Source organism: Blautia sp. 1001283B150304_161114_C9, from assembly GCF_015668165.1.
Lineage (GTDB): Bacteria > Bacillota > Clostridia > Lachnospirales > Lachnospiraceae > Blautia_A > Blautia_A wexlerae.
On sequence record NZ_JADPGO010000036.1, the window covers coordinates 1 to 18931 of the forward strand.

General features: G+C 40.7%; 15 protein-coding genes. 4 read left to right on the top strand and 11 right to left on the bottom strand.

The annotated features are described in order from the left end of the window. The first annotated feature begins 341 nt into the window (after positions 1-341). Together I4V44_RS14885 and I4V44_RS14890 are read left to right on the top strand one after the other, a co-directional pair. Entirely contained in the window at positions 342-2099 is a 1758-nt protein-coding gene (locus I4V44_RS14885) for a sensor histidine kinase (protein WP_196002893.1), read from the top strand. After that, positions 2096-3685, top strand: coding sequence for a response regulator transcription factor (locus I4V44_RS14890; RefSeq protein WP_118247765.1), 1590 nt, complete (start codon positions 2096-2098; stop codon positions 3683-3685). Before I4V44_RS14885 ends, I4V44_RS14890 begins: the two co-directional genes overlap by 4 nt. Positions 3686-3814: 129 nt before the next feature. Here I4V44_RS14890 and I4V44_RS14895 read toward each other — a convergent pair whose 3' ends face one another. The 9 genes from I4V44_RS14895 to I4V44_RS14935 all read right to left on the bottom strand — a co-directional run bounded on the left by I4V44_RS14895 (position 3815) and on the right by I4V44_RS14935 (position 14874). Continuing rightward, entirely contained in the window at positions 3815-6961 is a 3147-nt protein-coding gene (locus I4V44_RS14895) for an ATP-binding protein (RefSeq protein ID WP_196002894.1), read from the bottom strand. 326 nt (positions 6962-7287) lie between these two features. After that, entirely contained in the window at positions 7288-8115 is an 828-nt protein-coding gene (locus I4V44_RS14900) for a carbohydrate ABC transporter permease (protein WP_173684581.1), read from the bottom strand. Further along, a complete protein-coding gene (locus tag I4V44_RS14905) occupies positions 8108-9007 on the bottom strand; it encodes a carbohydrate ABC transporter permease (protein WP_117675981.1) in 900 nt (299 codons plus the stop codon). The genes I4V44_RS14900 and I4V44_RS14905 overlap by 8 nt, the downstream gene beginning before the upstream one ends. Before the next feature lie 197 nt (positions 9008-9204). Beyond that, positions 9205-10494, bottom strand: a complete 1290-nt coding sequence (locus I4V44_RS14910) for an ABC transporter substrate-binding protein (protein WP_117675979.1) — start codon at positions 10492-10494, stop codon at positions 9205-9207. Between the two features lie 327 nt (positions 10495-10821). Further along, the gene (locus I4V44_RS14915; RefSeq protein ID WP_181991536.1) at positions 10822-11331 is read right to left on the bottom strand and encodes a hypothetical protein; all 510 of its coding nucleotides are present in this window, start codon (positions 11329-11331) and stop codon (positions 10822-10824) included. Between the two features lie 6 nt (positions 11332-11337). Further along, complete coding sequence (locus I4V44_RS14920; RefSeq protein WP_243097940.1) at positions 11338-12276, bottom strand: helix-turn-helix domain-containing protein; 939 nt, start codon at positions 12274-12276, stop codon at positions 11338-11340. 252 nt (positions 12277-12528) lie between these two features. Next, positions 12529-13440 carry a 4Fe-4S binding protein gene (locus I4V44_RS14925; RefSeq protein ID WP_330610650.1) on the bottom strand — a complete coding sequence of 304 codons (912 nt, stop codon included), beginning with the start codon at positions 13438-13440 and terminating at the stop codon, positions 12529-12531. A 66-nt stretch (positions 13441-13506) separates the two neighbouring features. After that, entirely contained in the window at positions 13507-13671 is a 165-nt protein-coding gene (locus tag I4V44_RS14930; protein ID WP_019160354.1) for a CD1871A family CXXC motif-containing protein, read from the bottom strand. Next, a complete protein-coding gene (locus I4V44_RS14935) occupies positions 13672-14874 on the bottom strand; it encodes a TlpA family protein disulfide reductase (RefSeq protein ID WP_196002895.1) in 1203 nt (400 codons plus the stop codon). A gap of 544 nt (positions 14875-15418) precedes the next feature. On the opposite strand from I4V44_RS14935, the gene I4V44_RS14940 reads away from it, so the two are divergent. Together I4V44_RS14940 and I4V44_RS14945 are read left to right on the top strand one after the other, a co-directional pair. Beyond that, positions 15419-16087, top strand: coding sequence for a response regulator transcription factor (locus tag I4V44_RS14940; protein ID WP_019160352.1), 669 nt, complete (start codon positions 15419-15421; stop codon positions 16085-16087). 4 nt (positions 16088-16091) lie between these two features. Beyond that, positions 16092-17255, top strand: a complete 1164-nt coding sequence (locus I4V44_RS14945; protein ID WP_196002896.1) for a sensor histidine kinase — start codon at positions 16092-16094, stop codon at positions 17253-17255. Between the two features lie 9 nt (positions 17256-17264). On the opposite strand, the gene I4V44_RS14950 is transcribed toward I4V44_RS14945, so the two are convergent. Both I4V44_RS14950 and I4V44_RS14955 read right to left on the bottom strand, forming a co-directional pair. Then, positions 17265-18320, bottom strand: coding sequence for a threonine aldolase family protein (locus tag I4V44_RS14950; RefSeq protein WP_118759659.1), 1056 nt, complete (start codon positions 18318-18320; stop codon positions 17265-17267). Between the two features lie 104 nt (positions 18321-18424). Further along, entirely contained in the window at positions 18425-18829 is a 405-nt protein-coding gene (locus I4V44_RS14955; RefSeq protein ID WP_022381173.1) for a DUF1284 domain-containing protein, read from the bottom strand. Positions 18830-18931: the final 102 nt, after the last annotated feature.

Here is an 18931-nt window from a genome sequence, read left to right on the forward strand (position 1 = left end):
CGAATGGTTATCCACAAAATAAAAAAATAAATTTCGTCATTTTTTACAATGACTTATGCATACCTCTGAACAGTAACTCCTTCTGCGTACACTACAGATACATTTCCGGCAAATAAACCTGCTGTTGTTGCCATTGCCAACAAGGTACTGATTACTCTCTTTCTCATAAATAAAAACCTCCTGTTCTTTGATGTCTTTATTATATTCTCATTTATAGTATTTTTCGATTCCAGAATAATGACATCCTATACCAAATTTTTTACCACCTCTTTTTTTCCGAATCTCATATGTTATAATAAAAAAGCAGAATAATTTAATACATTTATAAGAAAGAGGTTTGTATGAAACAAAAAATAACTCGCCCCATCAGTATTCGAATCAAATACACACGTTATGTGATTCCTATCTTACTAATCACATTTCTCTCCATCGGAGCAATTGATACCATATTTTATTTTCATTCTGTGAAGGAATCCTCCGAACATGAACAAACAGCCTACTCTAATACGGCGCTCACATCACTGGAATCCTATTTTTCTCAGTTTACCTCCGATTCCAGTATCTTTTTCTATAAAAATGCAACACAGAACAATCTTATAAATATAACACAGGATGAGGGGCTGGAATTCCAACAGCTTTTATTAAACGATGCTCCCTATTATCCTTCTTTAAGCATGAACTATTCAGATAATGTATTTTTTATCACTAACAACGGAAAGCTGATTTCAACAACCAACTACTCATCACAGCTGGTATCCGATCTTTCTCCCTCTTACATTACAGAGATTCTGAAAAAAGGTGATGATTTTCACGGATTACCTTTTCTCTTTGGGAGTACTGATGATTCAGATAAATTGTACATATGTAGAAATATTTATCAATGGACTGGAAAAACTGAAACTACAGGAAAGAATCGTCTTGGTACACTAATCGTAGAACCCAAGGCTACTGTTTTTGACAAAATCTTTTCCCTTAATAGTAACGTGTACCAATTTGTTTTAATTGATAATAATCATCATATTTTTAGAAATACTACTGAACTTTCAGAACAGAACATTTTTGAGCTCGTAGAAAATAAACGTCTGAATACACAGACGTATAAATATACAGCATCTTCTTTTTCCACCAGCATAAATAATCTGCAATTATTGCTGATAACTAATCAGTCATTAGTTTATAAAAATGCCCGGATGTTTGTAATCCTGTTGCTTTTCCCCTCTATTCTTGCTCTGATTGCAATCATCGGAGCAACACGCTTTATCTCCCGGAGCATAGCAGATGAATTTGACTATTTTATGGAAAAACTGAATAAAACAAAAGCGATCAATAATGATGCATTTATCCATATGGAGAGTTCCATTGAATTTTCCCAGTTATCCAATGTATACAATCAGACTCTTTCACGTATCCATACATTATCTGAAAAGATCCATGAACAGGAAATTCTTACAAAAAACATTGAAATTGAGAGCCTCCAGGCACAGATCAATCCTCACTTTCTTTACAATACTTTAAATTGTATTTCCGGCCTGGTAGATATGGATAGAAAAGAAGAATGTCATCATGCTCTGACTGCACTTGCAGATATTGAACGCATGTCCCTGAAAGGCAAGCCATTCAGCACCATAGAAGAGGCTTTGTATTATGTAAAAGAATATACCTATATACAGAAGCTCCGTTTCGGAGATAATCTGTCCATTTTAATTGATATTCCCAAATCACTATACCATTACTATATTCCCAAACTGATCATCCAGCCTCTAATCGAAAATGCAGTGATCCACGGAACATCAAAAATCTCTGACAAAGGTATCATTGCCATTCTTGGAAGTACCGATGGTACCAACCTTCAGATTTGTGTAAAAGATAATGGTCCAGGTTTTTCCCGTGAATTTCTTGAAGATTTTTCCAAAAGTTTTCAGCAAAAGCCAGCCACCTCTTATGGCATTTACAATATTGATAAACGACTAAAGCTCTATTACGGCGAAGATCATGGACTGATCCTACAGAATAATGAAAACAGCGGAGCATGTATCATAGTCCGCCTTCCTTTGAAACTAGTGGAAAAACCAATTGAGAAAGCAGGAAATTTGAAATGAAAATATTACTTGTTGACGATGAATCAATTGCACTTCAGACCATGGAAAATATAATCCGGCAGTCTGACTTTAAATCCCATACCATCCTGACAGCTTCTAATGCAGCAGATGCCTGGACCATCATTCAGACAGAGAATCCAGATATTCTGTTTTCGGACATTCAAATGCCCTGTGAAAACGGAATTAGTCTTCTTCAGAAAATATCCGAATCACAGCTAAAACTGCTGGTCATCTTTGTCTCCGGATACTCTGAATTTTCTTATGCACAGGCAGCTTTGAAATATGATGCTTTTGATTACCTTCTCAAGCCACTGAACAGTGAGGTATTTCTTTCCTGTCTAAAGAAAGCCATAAATGCAATTCAGGAACAGGAAAATATGGAAAAGCAGAAAAAAATGCTTTCCAAATTTTTTAAGGAAAATCAAAGTCTTTTGAAAAAACAGTTTATAGAAACTTTGCTGATTAATCCTGTTACCAGTTTTTCACCAGAACAGCTCCGACAATGTCTCTCACTTGGTCTAAACCCGGATCTATTTTATTTAATTGGGGTTAAGTGTAACACTACGAACAGGATGAACATCCTCCAGAATCAGGAATACTATATTTCTTATTCTCTGTCTAAGAAGATCAATAAAGATTATGAGGGCATTGCATCCTGTTATATTGGAAACATTGTATATATTCTCATGCCTGTTACATCTGCTGATCCTATTGCTGAAGCCAAAAGTCTGGCCCATTCACTTGTCTGCTATACCAGGGAAAAACTTTTTTCTTCTATCACAATCGGAATCAGTGAACTTGGCAATTCTATTCAACAGTTTCCAAAGCTCAATAAACAGATACAGTATTGCTTTTCCTATAAAGCTTCCGATATTGTTTCACTAGAAGACAGCATTTTATTTTTTGCAGAAATAAATGATTACAATTCCAGTATTATTGAGATTAACGAGATCATTTCCAATCTAATCAATGCCATTCAGACACGTAATCTTTGTGATGCGCTGGAAATCGGAGATGCTTTTTTTTCACTGATACAGAATGAAAATCTGCTCAATCAGCAGGATGCTATCAAACTAGTAGAATTAAACCTCCATATCCAGCTTAAAAATTTCCTGGATGACTCTAAAGATAGTAATTACCTTACTACTCCGATCACACGCTATTGTATGGAACAACCTTGCAGCGAACACAGCAGAACTGTTTTTTCCAACTGTATTAAAAACATCATCCAGGAGCTGTCCAGTGTCACCACACGAAACACAGGGATAATCGTCAATGCTGTTATAGAATACATACATAAAAACTACGAAAAACAAATTGGATTAAATGATGCCGCAGAATTTATAAACCGTAATAGCTCCTATATTTCCCGATTACTCAAGAAAGAACTTTCCATGGGCTTTTCACAACTTCTCACAGAACGCCGAATGGAAGCCGCTAAGGATCTTCTTGCCCATACTACCATGAAAGTATCTGATATTTCAGAAAAAGTAGGCTATACTTCTACCAAGTATTTTAACCAGGTTTTTTATGCTAATTTCCAGATGACGCCTACAGACTATCGTTTTATCATGAAACAGTTGTAACATTCTTTCAAAGACCGCCCACCAGAAATATATCCTAAGAGACTGTCTGACAAACAAAAGGTGCTGACCTGGTTCTGATTCATACTGTCCCCCAGGCAGCACCTTTTAAAATGTTTAATGTTAATGCTTTTACTTTCCACAGCACTCCACAATGGTTTTCTCCACATCTTCTATCTGGAAAGGTTTTGCCAAATGTGCAGTCATGCCGGCTGCGAGACATCTTTTGGCATCTTCCTCAAATGCATTTGCAGTCATTGCAATGATCGGAATTGTTTTTGCATCTGCCCTGTCCATGGCACGTATGGCTTTTGTTGCTGCAATACCATCCATAACAGGCATCATGACATCCATCAATATGGCATCAAAGGTTCCCGGAGGATTATTTTCGAAGTGCTCCACCGCCTGTCTGCCGTTTTTTGCAACTGTAACCTTCGCACCGTCATCTGTCAGCAGCATTTCTATGATTTCAGCATTAAGCTCATTATCCTCGGCTGCCAACAGATGCAGTCCACGAATATCATATTTCTCAGCAATTTCCTTATCCTTTTTCTGTTCCCGGGCAATCTCAAATGGAATGGTAATGACAAACACAGATCCAACTCCCACCTGACTTGTCACTTCAATACTTCCATTCATCTGCTCAATCAAGCCTTTAGTGATCGCCATTCCCAGACCGGTTCCCTGATAAACACTACGGGCATCTGTTTTTTCCTGTGAGAACGGATCAAAAATATGACTCAGGAACTCCGGCCTCATCCCTATACCTGTATCAGAAATCGTCCATCTGTATGTACAGATCCCATCCTGTACATCTGCAGCCTCCATTACCGTAGTAATCTTTCCTCCCGGCTGGTTATACTTAATACAGTTTCCATAGATATTCAGAAAAATCTGGCGAAGATGCAGTGAGCTTCCATAGACATAAGGATAGGGAATATCCTCCTTATTTTTCTCATAAATCCACTGAATGTCCTCATCTGCTGCCCTATGAGTGATAATACTCTCAATCTCATAAACCAGATCTTTGAGACAGATATATTCATGAGTCAGAACAATATGACCTTCCTCTATTTTACTCATCTGCAGAATATCATTGATAAGGGAAAGCAAATAATCCGCTGCTATCTTCATCTTTTTATGATTTTCCTGTATCAGTTCCTTATCCTCAAAATGAGTCTCGTCAATCTTTAACAGACCAATAATACCATTCAAAGGTGTCCTGATATCATGGCTCATACGGCTGAGGAAATTCGTTTTTGCCCTGCTTTCGGCACGCATCTCATTGAAGGCGGCCTGAAGGCGTGCCTGTTCCTGCTCATCCCGTTCATGTCTCTGTGTGGTATCCTGCAGCAGAATGATCGCATAAATCATAGGCACCTCAGCAAGGATTTCTGTATCAAACACCACCATCCTGGTCATAAGAACTGTTTTCTGTACCCAGCGGATACTTCCATCATCTTCGCGGGCACAATATTCCACAGACATATTTGTTTCTCCGTTCTCAAACCTCTTACGAAGTTTTTCACAGTTATCTGTCATGCAGTAACCGGCAATTGTTTCCTGGGTAATTTTTTTCTCATATTCCCAACAATAATCCCGATAAGAACATGGAAGCGGGTAGTCCATAAAAAGTTCCCGGCTCTTCTGTTCTTTTCCATTCAGTACGATCCTTCTTTCCAGAGCATCCTTTGTCAGATTTACTGTATAGATCACATCTGACAATTCCAGAAGCGCATCCACATAGCTGTCATTTTCCAGGATTGACTGTTTCAGTTGTTCATAATAGAGCTGAAGCTGCTCTTTTGCACCTGTCTGACCTTCAGAAGTCTTTCGGATGGTTTCAAATGCCAGAAGAAAATGATGCAGCTTTTTGTCCTCATCCCAGTCCACCGGAATCAGTGTCAGGCGGTTATATGCCCCCTGTTTTCCGATATTATACTCATATTCCAGAACATCTTTCTTCGTATGCATCTTCTTTTGAAGTTCCGAAATCTGCAGCCCTTCGCGGATATCTGCCTGACAGGACTTTTCAATCTGCTCCTCTATGATCTGTTCCACTGCTCCGGAATATGCACCATCAGAGGCCAGGAAAAAATTTTCACTGGAACGGATTGCCCGATAAGTATCCATCCTGGCATCACAGTACAGACAATCCGAGAAATTACTGCCATGCTGATTAAGCAGCTTTAACAGCTGATATCCCTGATGCTTTTCTGCAGCAGCTTCTTCCCTTTTTACATGATTCTTATTGATATACATGTTTTTGTCTGCGCAGTTAAACAGTTCTCTCATTGTACTTCCGGGAAAATCGCCGGCCAGTGCAAAGCCTGCTGCATAGCTCAGGGGAGTATCCGGATACACTTTGGATTCCTCTCTCATATCTCTGCGCACCTTTTCAAGGCACTGTGTAAGCTGTTCCCTGTCCAGTCCATGGGTAACTGCAAGAAACTCATCTCCACCTGCTCTTCCCACAAACTGCTCTGCCGGCATGGAAGCTCGCAGGCAGATGGCAAATCTACGGATATAGGCATCACCGGCTTCATGACCTCTGCTGTCATTAATACGCCGGAGATTATTAAGATCAAAACTGCAGACACCGGTATCTGCATCCGGTTCTTCCTCACTCAGTAATTCTTCACATTTATTTTTGTTCGGAAGTCCCGTCGCATCATCCAGATATACTTTTCGCTGCAGCAGGCGGTTCATTGCAGCATATTGTATTGCTTTTATGAACTCATATCCGATCAGCAGCATCAACACAACTATATCTGCTGTGATATATTTCTCAAGCAATGATAAGGATGTGGCTTTTTTCTGCGAATATTTTTCGGCCAGACCTGTTGCTTCATCGCAGATCACAAAAAACTCCTCACTTTCCGGAATGATATCTGTGTTTCTGGCTCCTTTGAACCTCACAAGATAAATTTTCTTATACAGGTCAGAGAATTTATCATCCAGTTCCTGCATTTTATTCTGAAAATCAACATCATTGAGACGTACAAGATTTAATTCATCATTTCCATTTCGCAAACCGTCAATAAAAGTTCTTATCTCATGGATCATCTCATTTTCCTGCTGCGTGGAAAGCTCCAGTTTTATGAGTCTCTGTGTCTCTCCCCTGACTAAACCGGTATAATTTACAATACGGGCCGTTCCCTGAATATCTGAGACAATTCCCATCATTATGATAATAAGGATAGCCAGAATAACTGCCAGAACACCAATACTGACCTGAATAATACTTGATTTCTTTTTCTTATTCTTTACTTCAGACATGGCCCTCCCCCTTTTGTTTTATTTTGGAAAAATACTTTCTGCATTCTAACTATTTTACCGTACTTTTTCCGTTATGCCTACCACAAATTTATTAATACTATATCGATTCCATAAAACAATGCTACCTTTTCGGAACCATATGGTTCTATATAGTTGCAGTAATGCATATTAATTAAGAGGCTTGCTATAAATTTCCAAACAGGCATCAAAAACACCCGGCAAAATTACTTTTCATAATCTGCCGGGTGTTCTCTTTCGCCCTCTCTGTATGGATTATTAATAATGTCTTCCAGACGGTCGAAGTTATATTTTTCTTTTTCAGTTTTTTATTTGACTGCTCCGGTAATACCTTCTGCAAACTGTTTCTGTAATACAAAGAATACGATCATTGTAGGAATAGAACAGAACAATACACCGCACATCAGCATACCATAATCTGTCACATAACCTGTGATCAGGTTGGCGATCAGCATTGGCATAGTCATTGCCTTGTTGTCTGTCATGATTACCTTTGGCCACAGATAAGAGTTCCATGCATTCATAAAGGTAATAACAGCAGCTGCCGCATATGTAGATTTCATTGTAGGAATGAACATCTGGAAGAAAATCCTCACTTCGCTGAGTCCGTCAATACGTGCAGCTTCAATAATATCAACCGGGAATGATCTGGCATTCTGACGGAACATCATGATCATAAACGGCGTGGAAATAATCGGAAGGATAAAACCTACTGCTGTATTCAAAAGTCCTGCCTTGGAGAACATTTTGAATAACGGAACCATAGTTGCAACCTGCGGAACCATCATAGCCAGAAGCAGGATTGAAAATACTCTGTCTTTCCACTTATCATGGTAAACTTCAAATCCGTAACCTGCGATAGAGCAGACCAGAAGACAGATCACTGTAGTAAGGATTGCATAAAAGAAAGAGTTTCCAAGTGCTCTCCACAGTGGCTGCTGGGATGTAAGATTACGGAAGTTTTCCATAAAATAGCTTCCCGGAATAATTCGTCCACGTGATACATCTGTGGATGTATTAGTTGCAGCTGAAATCATCCAGTATAACGGGAATACTGAAATAAATGACACGATGATCAGAAAAATATAGGTTGGAATCAATCTTCTCTGAATGGCTGATTTGTTTTTCTTAGTCACGTGTATCACCTACTTTCAAATTAATAAATGCAAGTACAGCTACCATAATGAATATGATAAATGACATTGCTGCTGCATATCCAAAGTTTGGTACGTTAATAAAACATGTATTGTAAATATAGTGGGACATTGTGATTGTTGAGTTTGCCGGTCCACCCTTTGTCAGGTTGACAGACTCATCGAACAACTGCAGTGTACCATTAATTGACATGATGAATGTCATGATAATTGTCGGTTTCAGAAGCGGAACTGTAATCTTCCAGAAAGTCTTCCAGCCATTGGCACCGTCAATCTTGGCTGCTTCATATACAGAATATTCGATATTCTGAAGTCCTGCCAGATAGAACACCATATTATATCCGGTCCATCTCCAGATCAGCGCAAGGATAATTACAATCTTGGCACTGGCGGAATTTCCCAGGAAGTTATAGCCGGTAGATAAGATTCCAAGTTTGATCAGAATACTGTTGATCAGACCATCTGTAGCAAACATGGAACGGAAAATCAATGAATAGGATACCAGAGATGTCGCACATGGAAGAAATACACATGTACGGAAAAATCCCTTAAATTTCAAATCTTTGTTATTCAGAAGCTGTGCCAGAAGAATTGCCAGTATCAGCATGATTGGCACCTGAATGATCAGATACAGGAATGTATTTGCAATAGACTGCTGAAATACCTTGTCTGCCAGAATACGTTTATAGTTGCTGAAGATCGGATCTGCAAATCTCATATTTGCTCCGGCTCCGGTCTGCAGGGAAATGATAAATGCACGTATCATTGGATAAAAGCTCATGATCGCGATCATGATAGTTGCAGGGGCCAGAAACATCCATCCTGCTGCTCTCTGCTTGCCAAGCAGAGACATACCTTTTTTCTTGGAATTCACGTGAACTCCTCCTTTCAAAAAACTCTGTAACTGTTCAGCATTTTGCCGGACAATTACCAACTCTTTGCAGTAAAATGGGGGACTGCTGGCAGTCCCCCGCACTTACCTGTTTTCATTCACTTAATTACTGTCTACAGATTGCTTCACAGTTTCACTGTTCCCGCAATCCTGACATCATCTGATCCTTCGATCAGAATTTATTCAGTCATCTTGAATGCCAGAGTATCCTGAGCTTCCTGAAGAGCATCTTCTACAGATGTACCGTTTACAATATTTACAACTGCTGTGTTGACACATTCTCTTGCTTCATAGTGATACGGTGTTTTTGTGAACTCCGGAATATGAGAAGAGTATTCTACAATTGTTGAGAAGATTGACTGTCCACCGAAGAATTCGTTTGGCTCGTTGTAAACCTCAGATTCACCTGCCGGCAGATAACAGGAGATTGCACCTGCTTCCGGAAGGATTGCATCATAGAACTCTGTGCTGGAACCAAATGTGCTTGCAAGGAAATCTTCTGCAAGTTCTACATTCTGGCAGTTGGATGTAATATACCAGGAAGATCCACCATTGTTTGCATAATTTGTAGCTGTATCAACATCATCTACTTTAGGCATTGTTGTGATCTGCCACAGACCCTTCTGGTCTTCTGTAGACATCAGAGTAGCTGTGATCCAGTTACCATTTACGATACCTGCTGCCTCACCGCCTGTAATAGTAGCGATATATTCATCCCAGTTATTTACAAGTTTAACAACGTCATTCTTAACCAGATCTACATAAAGATTGATACATTTCTCTGCCACTTCATTGCCTACGATGTAAGCTTCGCCATCTTCGTTTACGAAGTTAGCTCCGCAGGACTGCATCATCATCATCAGAGTATCGCCGCCTGTAGCTTCACTTGTAAGAAGATATTTGCCTGTTTTTTCATGAACATCTTTACCGATTTCCATGAATTTGGACCATGTGATATCTGTCAGATCATCAATGGTATATCCTGCTTCGTCAAGGATATCTGTACGATAGCATGCAATAACAGCACCGTTATCAAACGGAACACCATAATGTGTATCATCTACCATGGAATAGGACTGTTTCAGTTTACCAAAATCATCCCAGTTAATGTTGATATCTTTCAGATCTGTGAATGCATCCGGATAGCTCTTCAGATATTTCTGATAGCTGTTGTCCTGCATAAGAACGATATCAGGAAGTGTGCTATAATCGCCTGCATTTGCTGCTGTTGTCAGTTTAGTCTGGCAGTCATCAGAAGATGTTTCTATAATATCTACAGAAAATCCCTCATGGTCTTTTGCATACTGATCCGCTGCGATCTGCATGGATTTGATGTTGAAGTTCTGATCCCATGCCCATACGGTTAACTTGTTGTCATCATCAGATTTCGCTGAAACAACTGTAGCTGATCCTGCAAAGGATGCTACCATAGCACCGGTCATTAATACTGCGAGTAATTTTTTTCTCATATTTATGTCCTCCTTTATTAAGCTTATTCTTTCTTCCGAATCGCTTGTAAGCTGATTATAACATCCGATTTTCAGGTATAGTTTGCATAACCGTACACATAATGTGCAATTTCGATCATTTTATGTATTTTGCACTATTTGAAATGCCAAAAAATCTGTTTTTTGTTCACTTTCTCATTTGCACCGCTTTTTCCATGTGATTTTAATGATAAAATCCACTTTCATGGACAAAAAAATATATTTTTTTGTCTTTGAAAATGGCTTTTGTTCTTATTTCATAAATTTTTCATTCAATTTTTGTACACATTTTACAATTTTCAATTCATTTTATGCAAAATAGACTTTTTCAGGATATTGTGATTTCATCGCATGAAGCAGTTCCTCATTAAGATCAAGAAGCAGTTTTATCTTGTGCCCGTCTTCCCGGATAATCATTGTATAATAAGGAGTATCATCATCATAAGAGGTATAATCGTACTTTTTCAGTTTCTCCGTTCCGCCATTCCTTTTGTACCTTGCAACACTTTCATGCCAGTGCGGTGCCACTGTCTCCAGGCTGCTCAACTCCAATATATGAGCTGTTTTGCGATACTTCTTGCCATAGATCACATCTATTTCCAACTGACCGTTTTCCATCGTGTATTCATAATCCTTCTGACTGAATATATCAAAGACAAAATACAGCCCTGCAAGCATAAATCCCGGAAGCATAAATGCCTGGGAAATCGTGATTCCCATAACCACAAAAAGCACTGCAAAAACAATCATTACCACACGCAGGACTCCGGACATACTCTTTTTCTTTCTTGAGACCTGCTCCACAATCTTATAGTTCATAACTTTTTACCATCCTTCCTCTGAATGAATATCGAAATCCAAAAGCTGCTGTTCATAATTCTCCGGCCGCTTTCTCCATTCAACCGGCGTCACTCCCATTATCTGTCTGAAGTTCCGGTTAAACGTTGAATTGGTCGTGAAACCACATTTGTGCGCAATATCTGCCACCGGTATATCTGTTGTCTGCAAAAATTCACAGGCAGTATGAATCCGCACAGAATTAATATACTCCAGAGGACTTACCTTCATATGCGATGTAAATACTCTTCTGAAATGAGTTTCACTGATGTGACAGATCTTCGCCAGATCCTCAATCCGAATGTCTTCCATATAGTGATAAGAAACAAAATCCAGTACGCGGGTGATCATATTTGTAAGTTTTCCTGTTTCCTCTTCCACCCTGTCTTCCGGTGATGCCCGGTTCAGTCTGGCAATTTCTACAAGTAGTGCCGCAAGAACTCCACTGGATTCTTCAATATAAAATTCTTCTCCTTCACGCATGATATTCATGATCTTAAGAATTTTTTCAGCTATGGAGGGAGACTCATTCTCTTTCAGAAATAAAGCCTTAGAATATATTCTCTGGATCATTTTTTCAGCCTTTACCGGATTGTTCAGAAATTTTTTCATAAAACCTTCCACATCTATGAAAAGATACTCCCATTTACTAACCGTACCCAGATCACTGTTAGTCGTATGAGCATAATTGGGTGGAATCACCGTAAATTCTCTTCCCGAAAACCGCCTTTCAGCCTCACCAAACGCCATAAATCCATCCCCTTCATAGCAGAAACCAATCTCCAGATAATTGTGAAAATGAAGATAATCCACATCATTTCCATAATTCTGAACCCACTTCTGCCCCAGAAGAGCCAGAATCGGACTTCCGGCAGGCATCTGGTAATAGCGGAATTCCATCTTCGGTTTTCTTCTCTTCTTTGCCATACAGTCACCTCATTTTCTGTTCTGCATTTTCACAATATGATTTTACCAGTTTTTTATATATATTTCGATATTTTTGTACATTTTTCAACAAAAATATACAAAAACACCTGACAGACTACTTTTATAATCTGTCAGGTGTCCCCTTTCCCTATCTGTTATTATCAATCTTTTTATTCATAGTCTCATGGCTGAACCCGAATAATTTTGACTGATGACAGTTCTATACATGTCTCTGATATCATTTTATTTTCTTCATGATTGTGGTTTTCTCTTGATTCCACACTGAATTGCATCTGTCGGACAGACTTTGCGGCATCTTCCACAGCGAATACATTCCGGGCTGTTGGAGTTTTCCACAGGGTCAACGATCATCTGGCAGGCTTTTGCACATTTTCCGCATTTTATACACTTATCTTTATCCACTCTGTATTTATACAGAGAGACAGGATTAAAGACAGAATAAAGTGCTCCCAGGGGACAGATATATTTGCAGAACGGACGGTAGATTAAAATGGAGAGAATGATCGTTATGACAAGGATCACATTCTTCCATATGTACAGCCAGCCCAGTGCACTGCGCATGGATTTATTCAGAAGTACCAGCGGCAGTCCGCCCTCCAGTGTTCCTGCCGGACAGATCAGTTTGCAGAAATAGGGTGCCCCCTGTCCCATAATATCCACAAGGAACAATGGAAGCAGGATCACAAACACTGCAAAAATCACATATTTCAGCTTACGAAGCAGTTTATCTCCCTTGAATGTGCGGATTTTCTTAGGAAATGGAATCTTATTTAACAAATCCTGGATCAGTCCAAAAGGGCAGAGAAAACCGCAGATCAGCCTTCCCACCATAGCCCCGATGAAGATAAGAAATCCCACCACATAATAAGCCATTTTGAAATTCCAGCTCCCTATCACCGCCTGAAGGGAACCAATAGGACAGGCGCCAACAGCACCGGGACAGGAATAACAGTTCAGGCCCGGAACACAGGCATTTTTCAATTTGCCTGTGTAAATTTTGCCTGTGACAAAACCGGTAACATGACTGTTTGTAATGAACGCCCACAGTGCCTGAATTCCGTGGCGTGGCCACTCATTAATCTTCATATTTTTTGTATTTTGTTTCTTATTACTTTTGTTATCGCTGTTCTTTTTGTTACTCATGATAATTTATTTTCTTCCTATTCATATCTTCCACAGACTTATCTTATGACAATGTTTCCGGTTAAATCATCCTATTCCTACACATTCCATACAGATGTTAATGGCTTTTGTAAACACCACTGCCAGCTCTCCGCGGGAAATTCCATATCCCATAAAGCAGGCTCCCACAAGCATAAGAATCACAGCCGGCCATTTACTGTTCCATATTTTGCTGGTTTTTAATTTATTCATTTATTTTCCCTCTGTGACATTCGCCAGCTCTTTTTCCACAATCTCTTTCCACTCGTCCAGGCTGTGGCTTCCGGAGTAAGTCTCGCCTACAATATTTCCATTTTTGTCAACAAAGAATGTTTCCGGGAAAGCGGAGATTCCATTAAGACGTCCGTTCATCATTCCGGAATCCGGGATCAGGAATGGATAGGATGCCTTTGTTTTCTTCTGAAGTACCTGAGCCTTTTTCACTGCTTCCTCATCCTGCTTTCCACCACTGCCTACTGTATCCAGTGTCACGCCTACTACTCCTACTCCTTTATCCTTCATCTCCTGATAAAGCTTCTCCAGATCAGGAATCTCATTGACACATGGAGAACACCAGGTGGTGAAAATATTTACCATAGTCAGATCATACTTGCTGAAGATATCCTGTGTGTAAGTTTTTCCATCAACTCCTGTTGTTTCAAATTTGCCTACATTTGTTCCTTCAGCTGCCTCTGTACTGTCAGAAGTATCCTGCGGCTGATCAAATGCAGAAAGCATCTGGAACGGGGTCATTTCTGTAAGTGTTACTTCAATCCCCTCCACGTCCTTTAACAGATCTGCATCCGCATCCTTGTTTGTGCTGAGATAATATTTATATTTGCCATCACTGCTGGTACCCAGTTCTTTATGCTCTGTGCAGCCGGTAATCGTATCCAGATCTTTTTGGGATTCCTCATCATACATTCCGATCACACCTACTCTGCTGAGACTTTTCAGCCAGTCGTCATATCCGGTGCCCATCTTGTCCACCTCTGCATCCTTCTGCTCATCTGTCAGGGTGCACCAGCTTGCTGTGGCATATGTCACTGCATCTGCATTGTCATTCCATCTCTCATCTGTAAACATGGAAATGTTCTTCTTCTCCATCTGCTCTTTCAGATCTTTGGAAATCCCTAATTTCATTCCAAGGAATGGATATTCATAAGTATCCTGTGCCGGCTGAGCAATCTCTGACGGTTTGAAAGATCCTGCGATCAAGCCCTCGGAAGCTGCCACACTGCCATCTTCTGCTGCCTGAGCATCCTTTCCATCCATCTGAACCGCACCTGCACCGGCTTCCTCTGCAGGCACTGAAAGAGTTTCCTCTGCACGTGCAGTTACAATACCTCCCATAGATGTCACACTTAATACACCTGCTGCAAAAATCGCCATTAATCTCATTCTTCTGTTTTTCATTATAAGTAAGCTCCCTTCATTTTTTACTGCTATGATTTTTATATTACTTTTAAGCCAAGCCGATAAAAACATACACTTCTCTACCTGCTCCTAACCAAATAACTGCTTCACAGTTTAATTGGTTAATTCCTTATGTCTGTCTGCAGATCTGGATTTCATCCCCGCATAACAGGCATCGTTTTATTGATATGCACACATTATAGCATCTGAGAAATAAAATCTGTGTTAAGAAAATAACTTTTTTCGAATTTTATTTCACGGCCAGTCACAGACGAATCTGAAACTTGTTAAAAGAACTTTATAATCGAATATTTTAGAGGATTGCTATAATATGAAACATTTTCTTTTTTTTACACGAATTTTATACTTCGTGTGCTATGATAAAATTGATAATATATCAGAGTCAAAATTTTAATCGAATCAAGTAAGTCCCCTGCGGGGGGTGCGAATATCCGCTTGACTCGTACAAACGCAAAATATCTTCTGGCCTTTTGATTTTGATATTATAAAACTATGAAACCGGAAATTCAAAAAGGAGATTATCATGCACATTTTAATTATAGAAGACGAAGAACAGCTCTGCCGTTCCATGGCAGAGGGACTCCGCATGGACGGATACGAAACAGATACCTGCTTTGACGGGGAAGAGGGACTGGAATTATGTATGACAGAGAATTACGACCTGATCCTTCTGGATCTGAACCTGCCGGGAATTGACGGTCTGGAAATCCTGCGTCAGTTCCGTACCTTCAATACCAATACTCCTGTTCTCATACTCTCCGCAAGAGTACAGATTCAGGATAAGGTGGAAGGTCTGGATCTGGGAGCCAACGATTACCTTACCAAACCATTTCATTTCGAGGAGCTGGAAGCCCGTATCCGCAGCCTTACCCGCCGTAAATTTATCCAGGAGGATGTCTGCCTGAGATGCAGCCGCATTACCTTTGACACACGCACAAGAGAAGCCAGTGTAGATGGCACGCCTCTTGCTCTCACCAGGAAAGAAAGCGCACTTCTGGAATACTTTCTGCTTCACCGCAACCGGATCATCAGCCCTGAGGAAATGATTGAGCATCTCTGGGACGGCAGCGTGAACAGCTTCAGTAACTCTATCCGGGTGCACATTTCTTCCTTAAGAAAAAAACTGAGAACTGCTCTTGGATATGATCCTATACAGAATAAGATTGGACAAGGATATATTATGGAGGACTAAATCTATGAAATTTTATTCAGAAAAACTTTCCCCCCGCAGGCTCTCCCTCCAGTGGCGGCTCACATTGCTAATCTCCGGATTGGTTATCACAGCCTGTGCACTGATGTATTTCTTCATCAGCCGTTCTGCTGTGACCGGTCTGGAAGGGATTTCCGACTATGTAGTTCTGGTCACCCCTGACAATTCAAGCCCGATCTCCATCAATGTAGATCCAAAAATCCTCATCCCTGATCTGGAAAACCAGATCCAGAATACCAAAAACAACTTTCTGTTCCAGAGCATGATCGCCACAGGTATCATTATTCTTCTCAGCAGTATCTGTACCTGGTTTGTCACCAGAAGAGCCCTGACCCCTCTGCGCAGATTCAGCGACAGAATCAGTCAGGTACAGGCACAGAATCTGTCTGAACCGCTGGAAGTCCCACTCTCAGAGGATGAGATCTCGCGTCTGACCAGATCCTTTAATGACATGCTTGCCCGCCTGGATAATGCCTTCTCTGCACAGAAGCAGTTTGTGGCAAGTGCAGCACATGAGCTTCGCACACCCTTAGCTGTAATGCAGACAAATCTGGAAGTTTTTCACAAAAAACCGGAACACGCACCCCGGGAATACGACAGACTTTTCACCATGCTTCAGGAACAGACCGGACGGCTTTCCCATCTTGCAGAAATCCTGCTGGACATGACAGGTCTTCAGACTGTAGAGCGTTCTGACACCATTTCCCTTGCAGCACTCACAGAAGAAGTTTTCTGCGATCTGGACCCGGTTGCAGACAAGCATCAGATCCGGCTTATTCAGACAGAAGGTGACTGTACTGTTACAGGCAGCTATATCCTTCTGTACCGGGCAGTCTATAATCTGGTTGAAAATGCGATCAAATATAACCGGCCTTCCGGTTCCGTTACTGTAAACATTCATTCTGCAGAATCTGCAGTCCTGGAGGTAACTGACACAGGCATCGGTATCTCCCCTGAAAATCAGGAAAAAATCTTTGATCCCTTCTACCGTGTGGACAAATCCCGCAGCCGCGCCATGGGCGGTGCAGGTCTGGGGCTTGCTCTTGTAAGCGAGATTGCCAGACAGCACAACGGCCAGGTAAAAGTAACCCAGAGCAGCGAAAAAGGCAGTACCATTGCCCTGATACTGCCTGAATCAACTGACTATTGATTTTTTCTCTTATTTATTTTTTTCCAGAATCTGAATCAGTTTCTGTGTATCTTCCATAGTAGTAGCCCAGCTTGTGGCAAAGCGGATCACAGAGTGTGTCTCATCATACTTCTCCCAGAATCCGAACTCCACATCCTGGGCTATTTTTTTCATTACATCATTGGACACAATACAGAAGATCTGATTGGTGGGAGTATCCAGAGAAAGCTGATATCCATACTTCTTCAGTGCATCCTTGATCTGCTCTGCAGCTTCCATTGCAGGTTTGCCGATCCGCAGGTACAGCCCGTCCGTAAACAGCTCACCAAACTGGATTCCTGCAATCCGTCCCTTGGCAAGCAATGCTCCATGCTGCTTGATGATCGTAAAGAAATGAGGAATCCGTCCTTTCTGCGGTATAACCACTGCTTCTCCAAACAATGCTCCGCATTTGGTTCCTCCAATGTAAAATACATCGCTAAGTTCTGCCAGATCAGTGAGAGTCACATCGTTCTCCGGGCTTGCCAGTGCATAGGCAAGGCGGGCGCCATCCACATAAAGGGGGAGATGATTTTCCCGGCAGACTTTGCTGAGAGCTGCTAATTCCTCTCTGGAATACAGGGTACCATACTCTGTTGGCTGGGAAATATATACCATCCCAGGCATTACCATATGCTCATAATTGGCATCATCATAGAAATCCTTCACCAGCTTCTCAATCTGCTGTGCAGAGATTTTTCCATCTTTCTGCGGTACTGTCAGAACCTTATGTCCACCAAATTCAATAGCGCCAGATTCATGGGTTGCAATATGACCTGTATCCGCAGCCACAACTCCCTGATAGGATTTCAAAAGTGCATCGATTACTGTGGCATTGGTCTGTGTTCCGCCAACCAGCAGGAATACTTCTGCCTCCGGCGCATTGCAGGCTTCTCTGATCTTTTCTTTCGCATCTTCTGTGTATGGATCCTGACCATAGCCCACTGTTTTCTCCAGGTTTGTCTCCATCAGCTTCTTCATGATCGCAGGATGCGCACCTTCCATGTAGTCACTGGCGAAATATAAACGTGATTCTGTATTTTCCATTTTTATCGTTATGTCCTTTCACTGCACTATCTGCGCATTTGACTTTTTTATTCATAGCTTCTGTTCTGTACCGGAACGCTATTCATTCTGTTACTCTATTTTTCTTAGCATTTCTCCCATCTGCTCTTCTGACTTTCACAGATGGAGTTCCACTGACAATTCCCACAGATTTCTTTCCTCTTTCCTGATGCCAGGATTTTCTTTTGAACAACATCTGTAAAATCATCAAATTCCATGATCTGTCCATTCTCCAGGCCGCATAGTTCCAGCACTGCATTGTCATATGCTTCTACAAGTGAAAAGGAAGAACAGCATCCTTTTTCATTATTGGGACAGGCAGAACAGATCTCGTCTGTATCTGCATGAAGCTGTATCTTCGCTCCCTTCTGGAAAATATCCAGCATTTCCTGCATATGTGCGGAAAATCCATCACTGTATCCCTCACCCTTGAAATATGCAAGGCACATTCCATGGTGAGGGCGTAGTGGAATATTTTTTATAAAAGACATCTTTGTGCACCTTTCTCCTTAATTTTTTAACATATTGGATACTTTAACACAAAGCGTTTTTATTGACAACTTTTTTTATTTTATAGTTTACAATCCAATAAT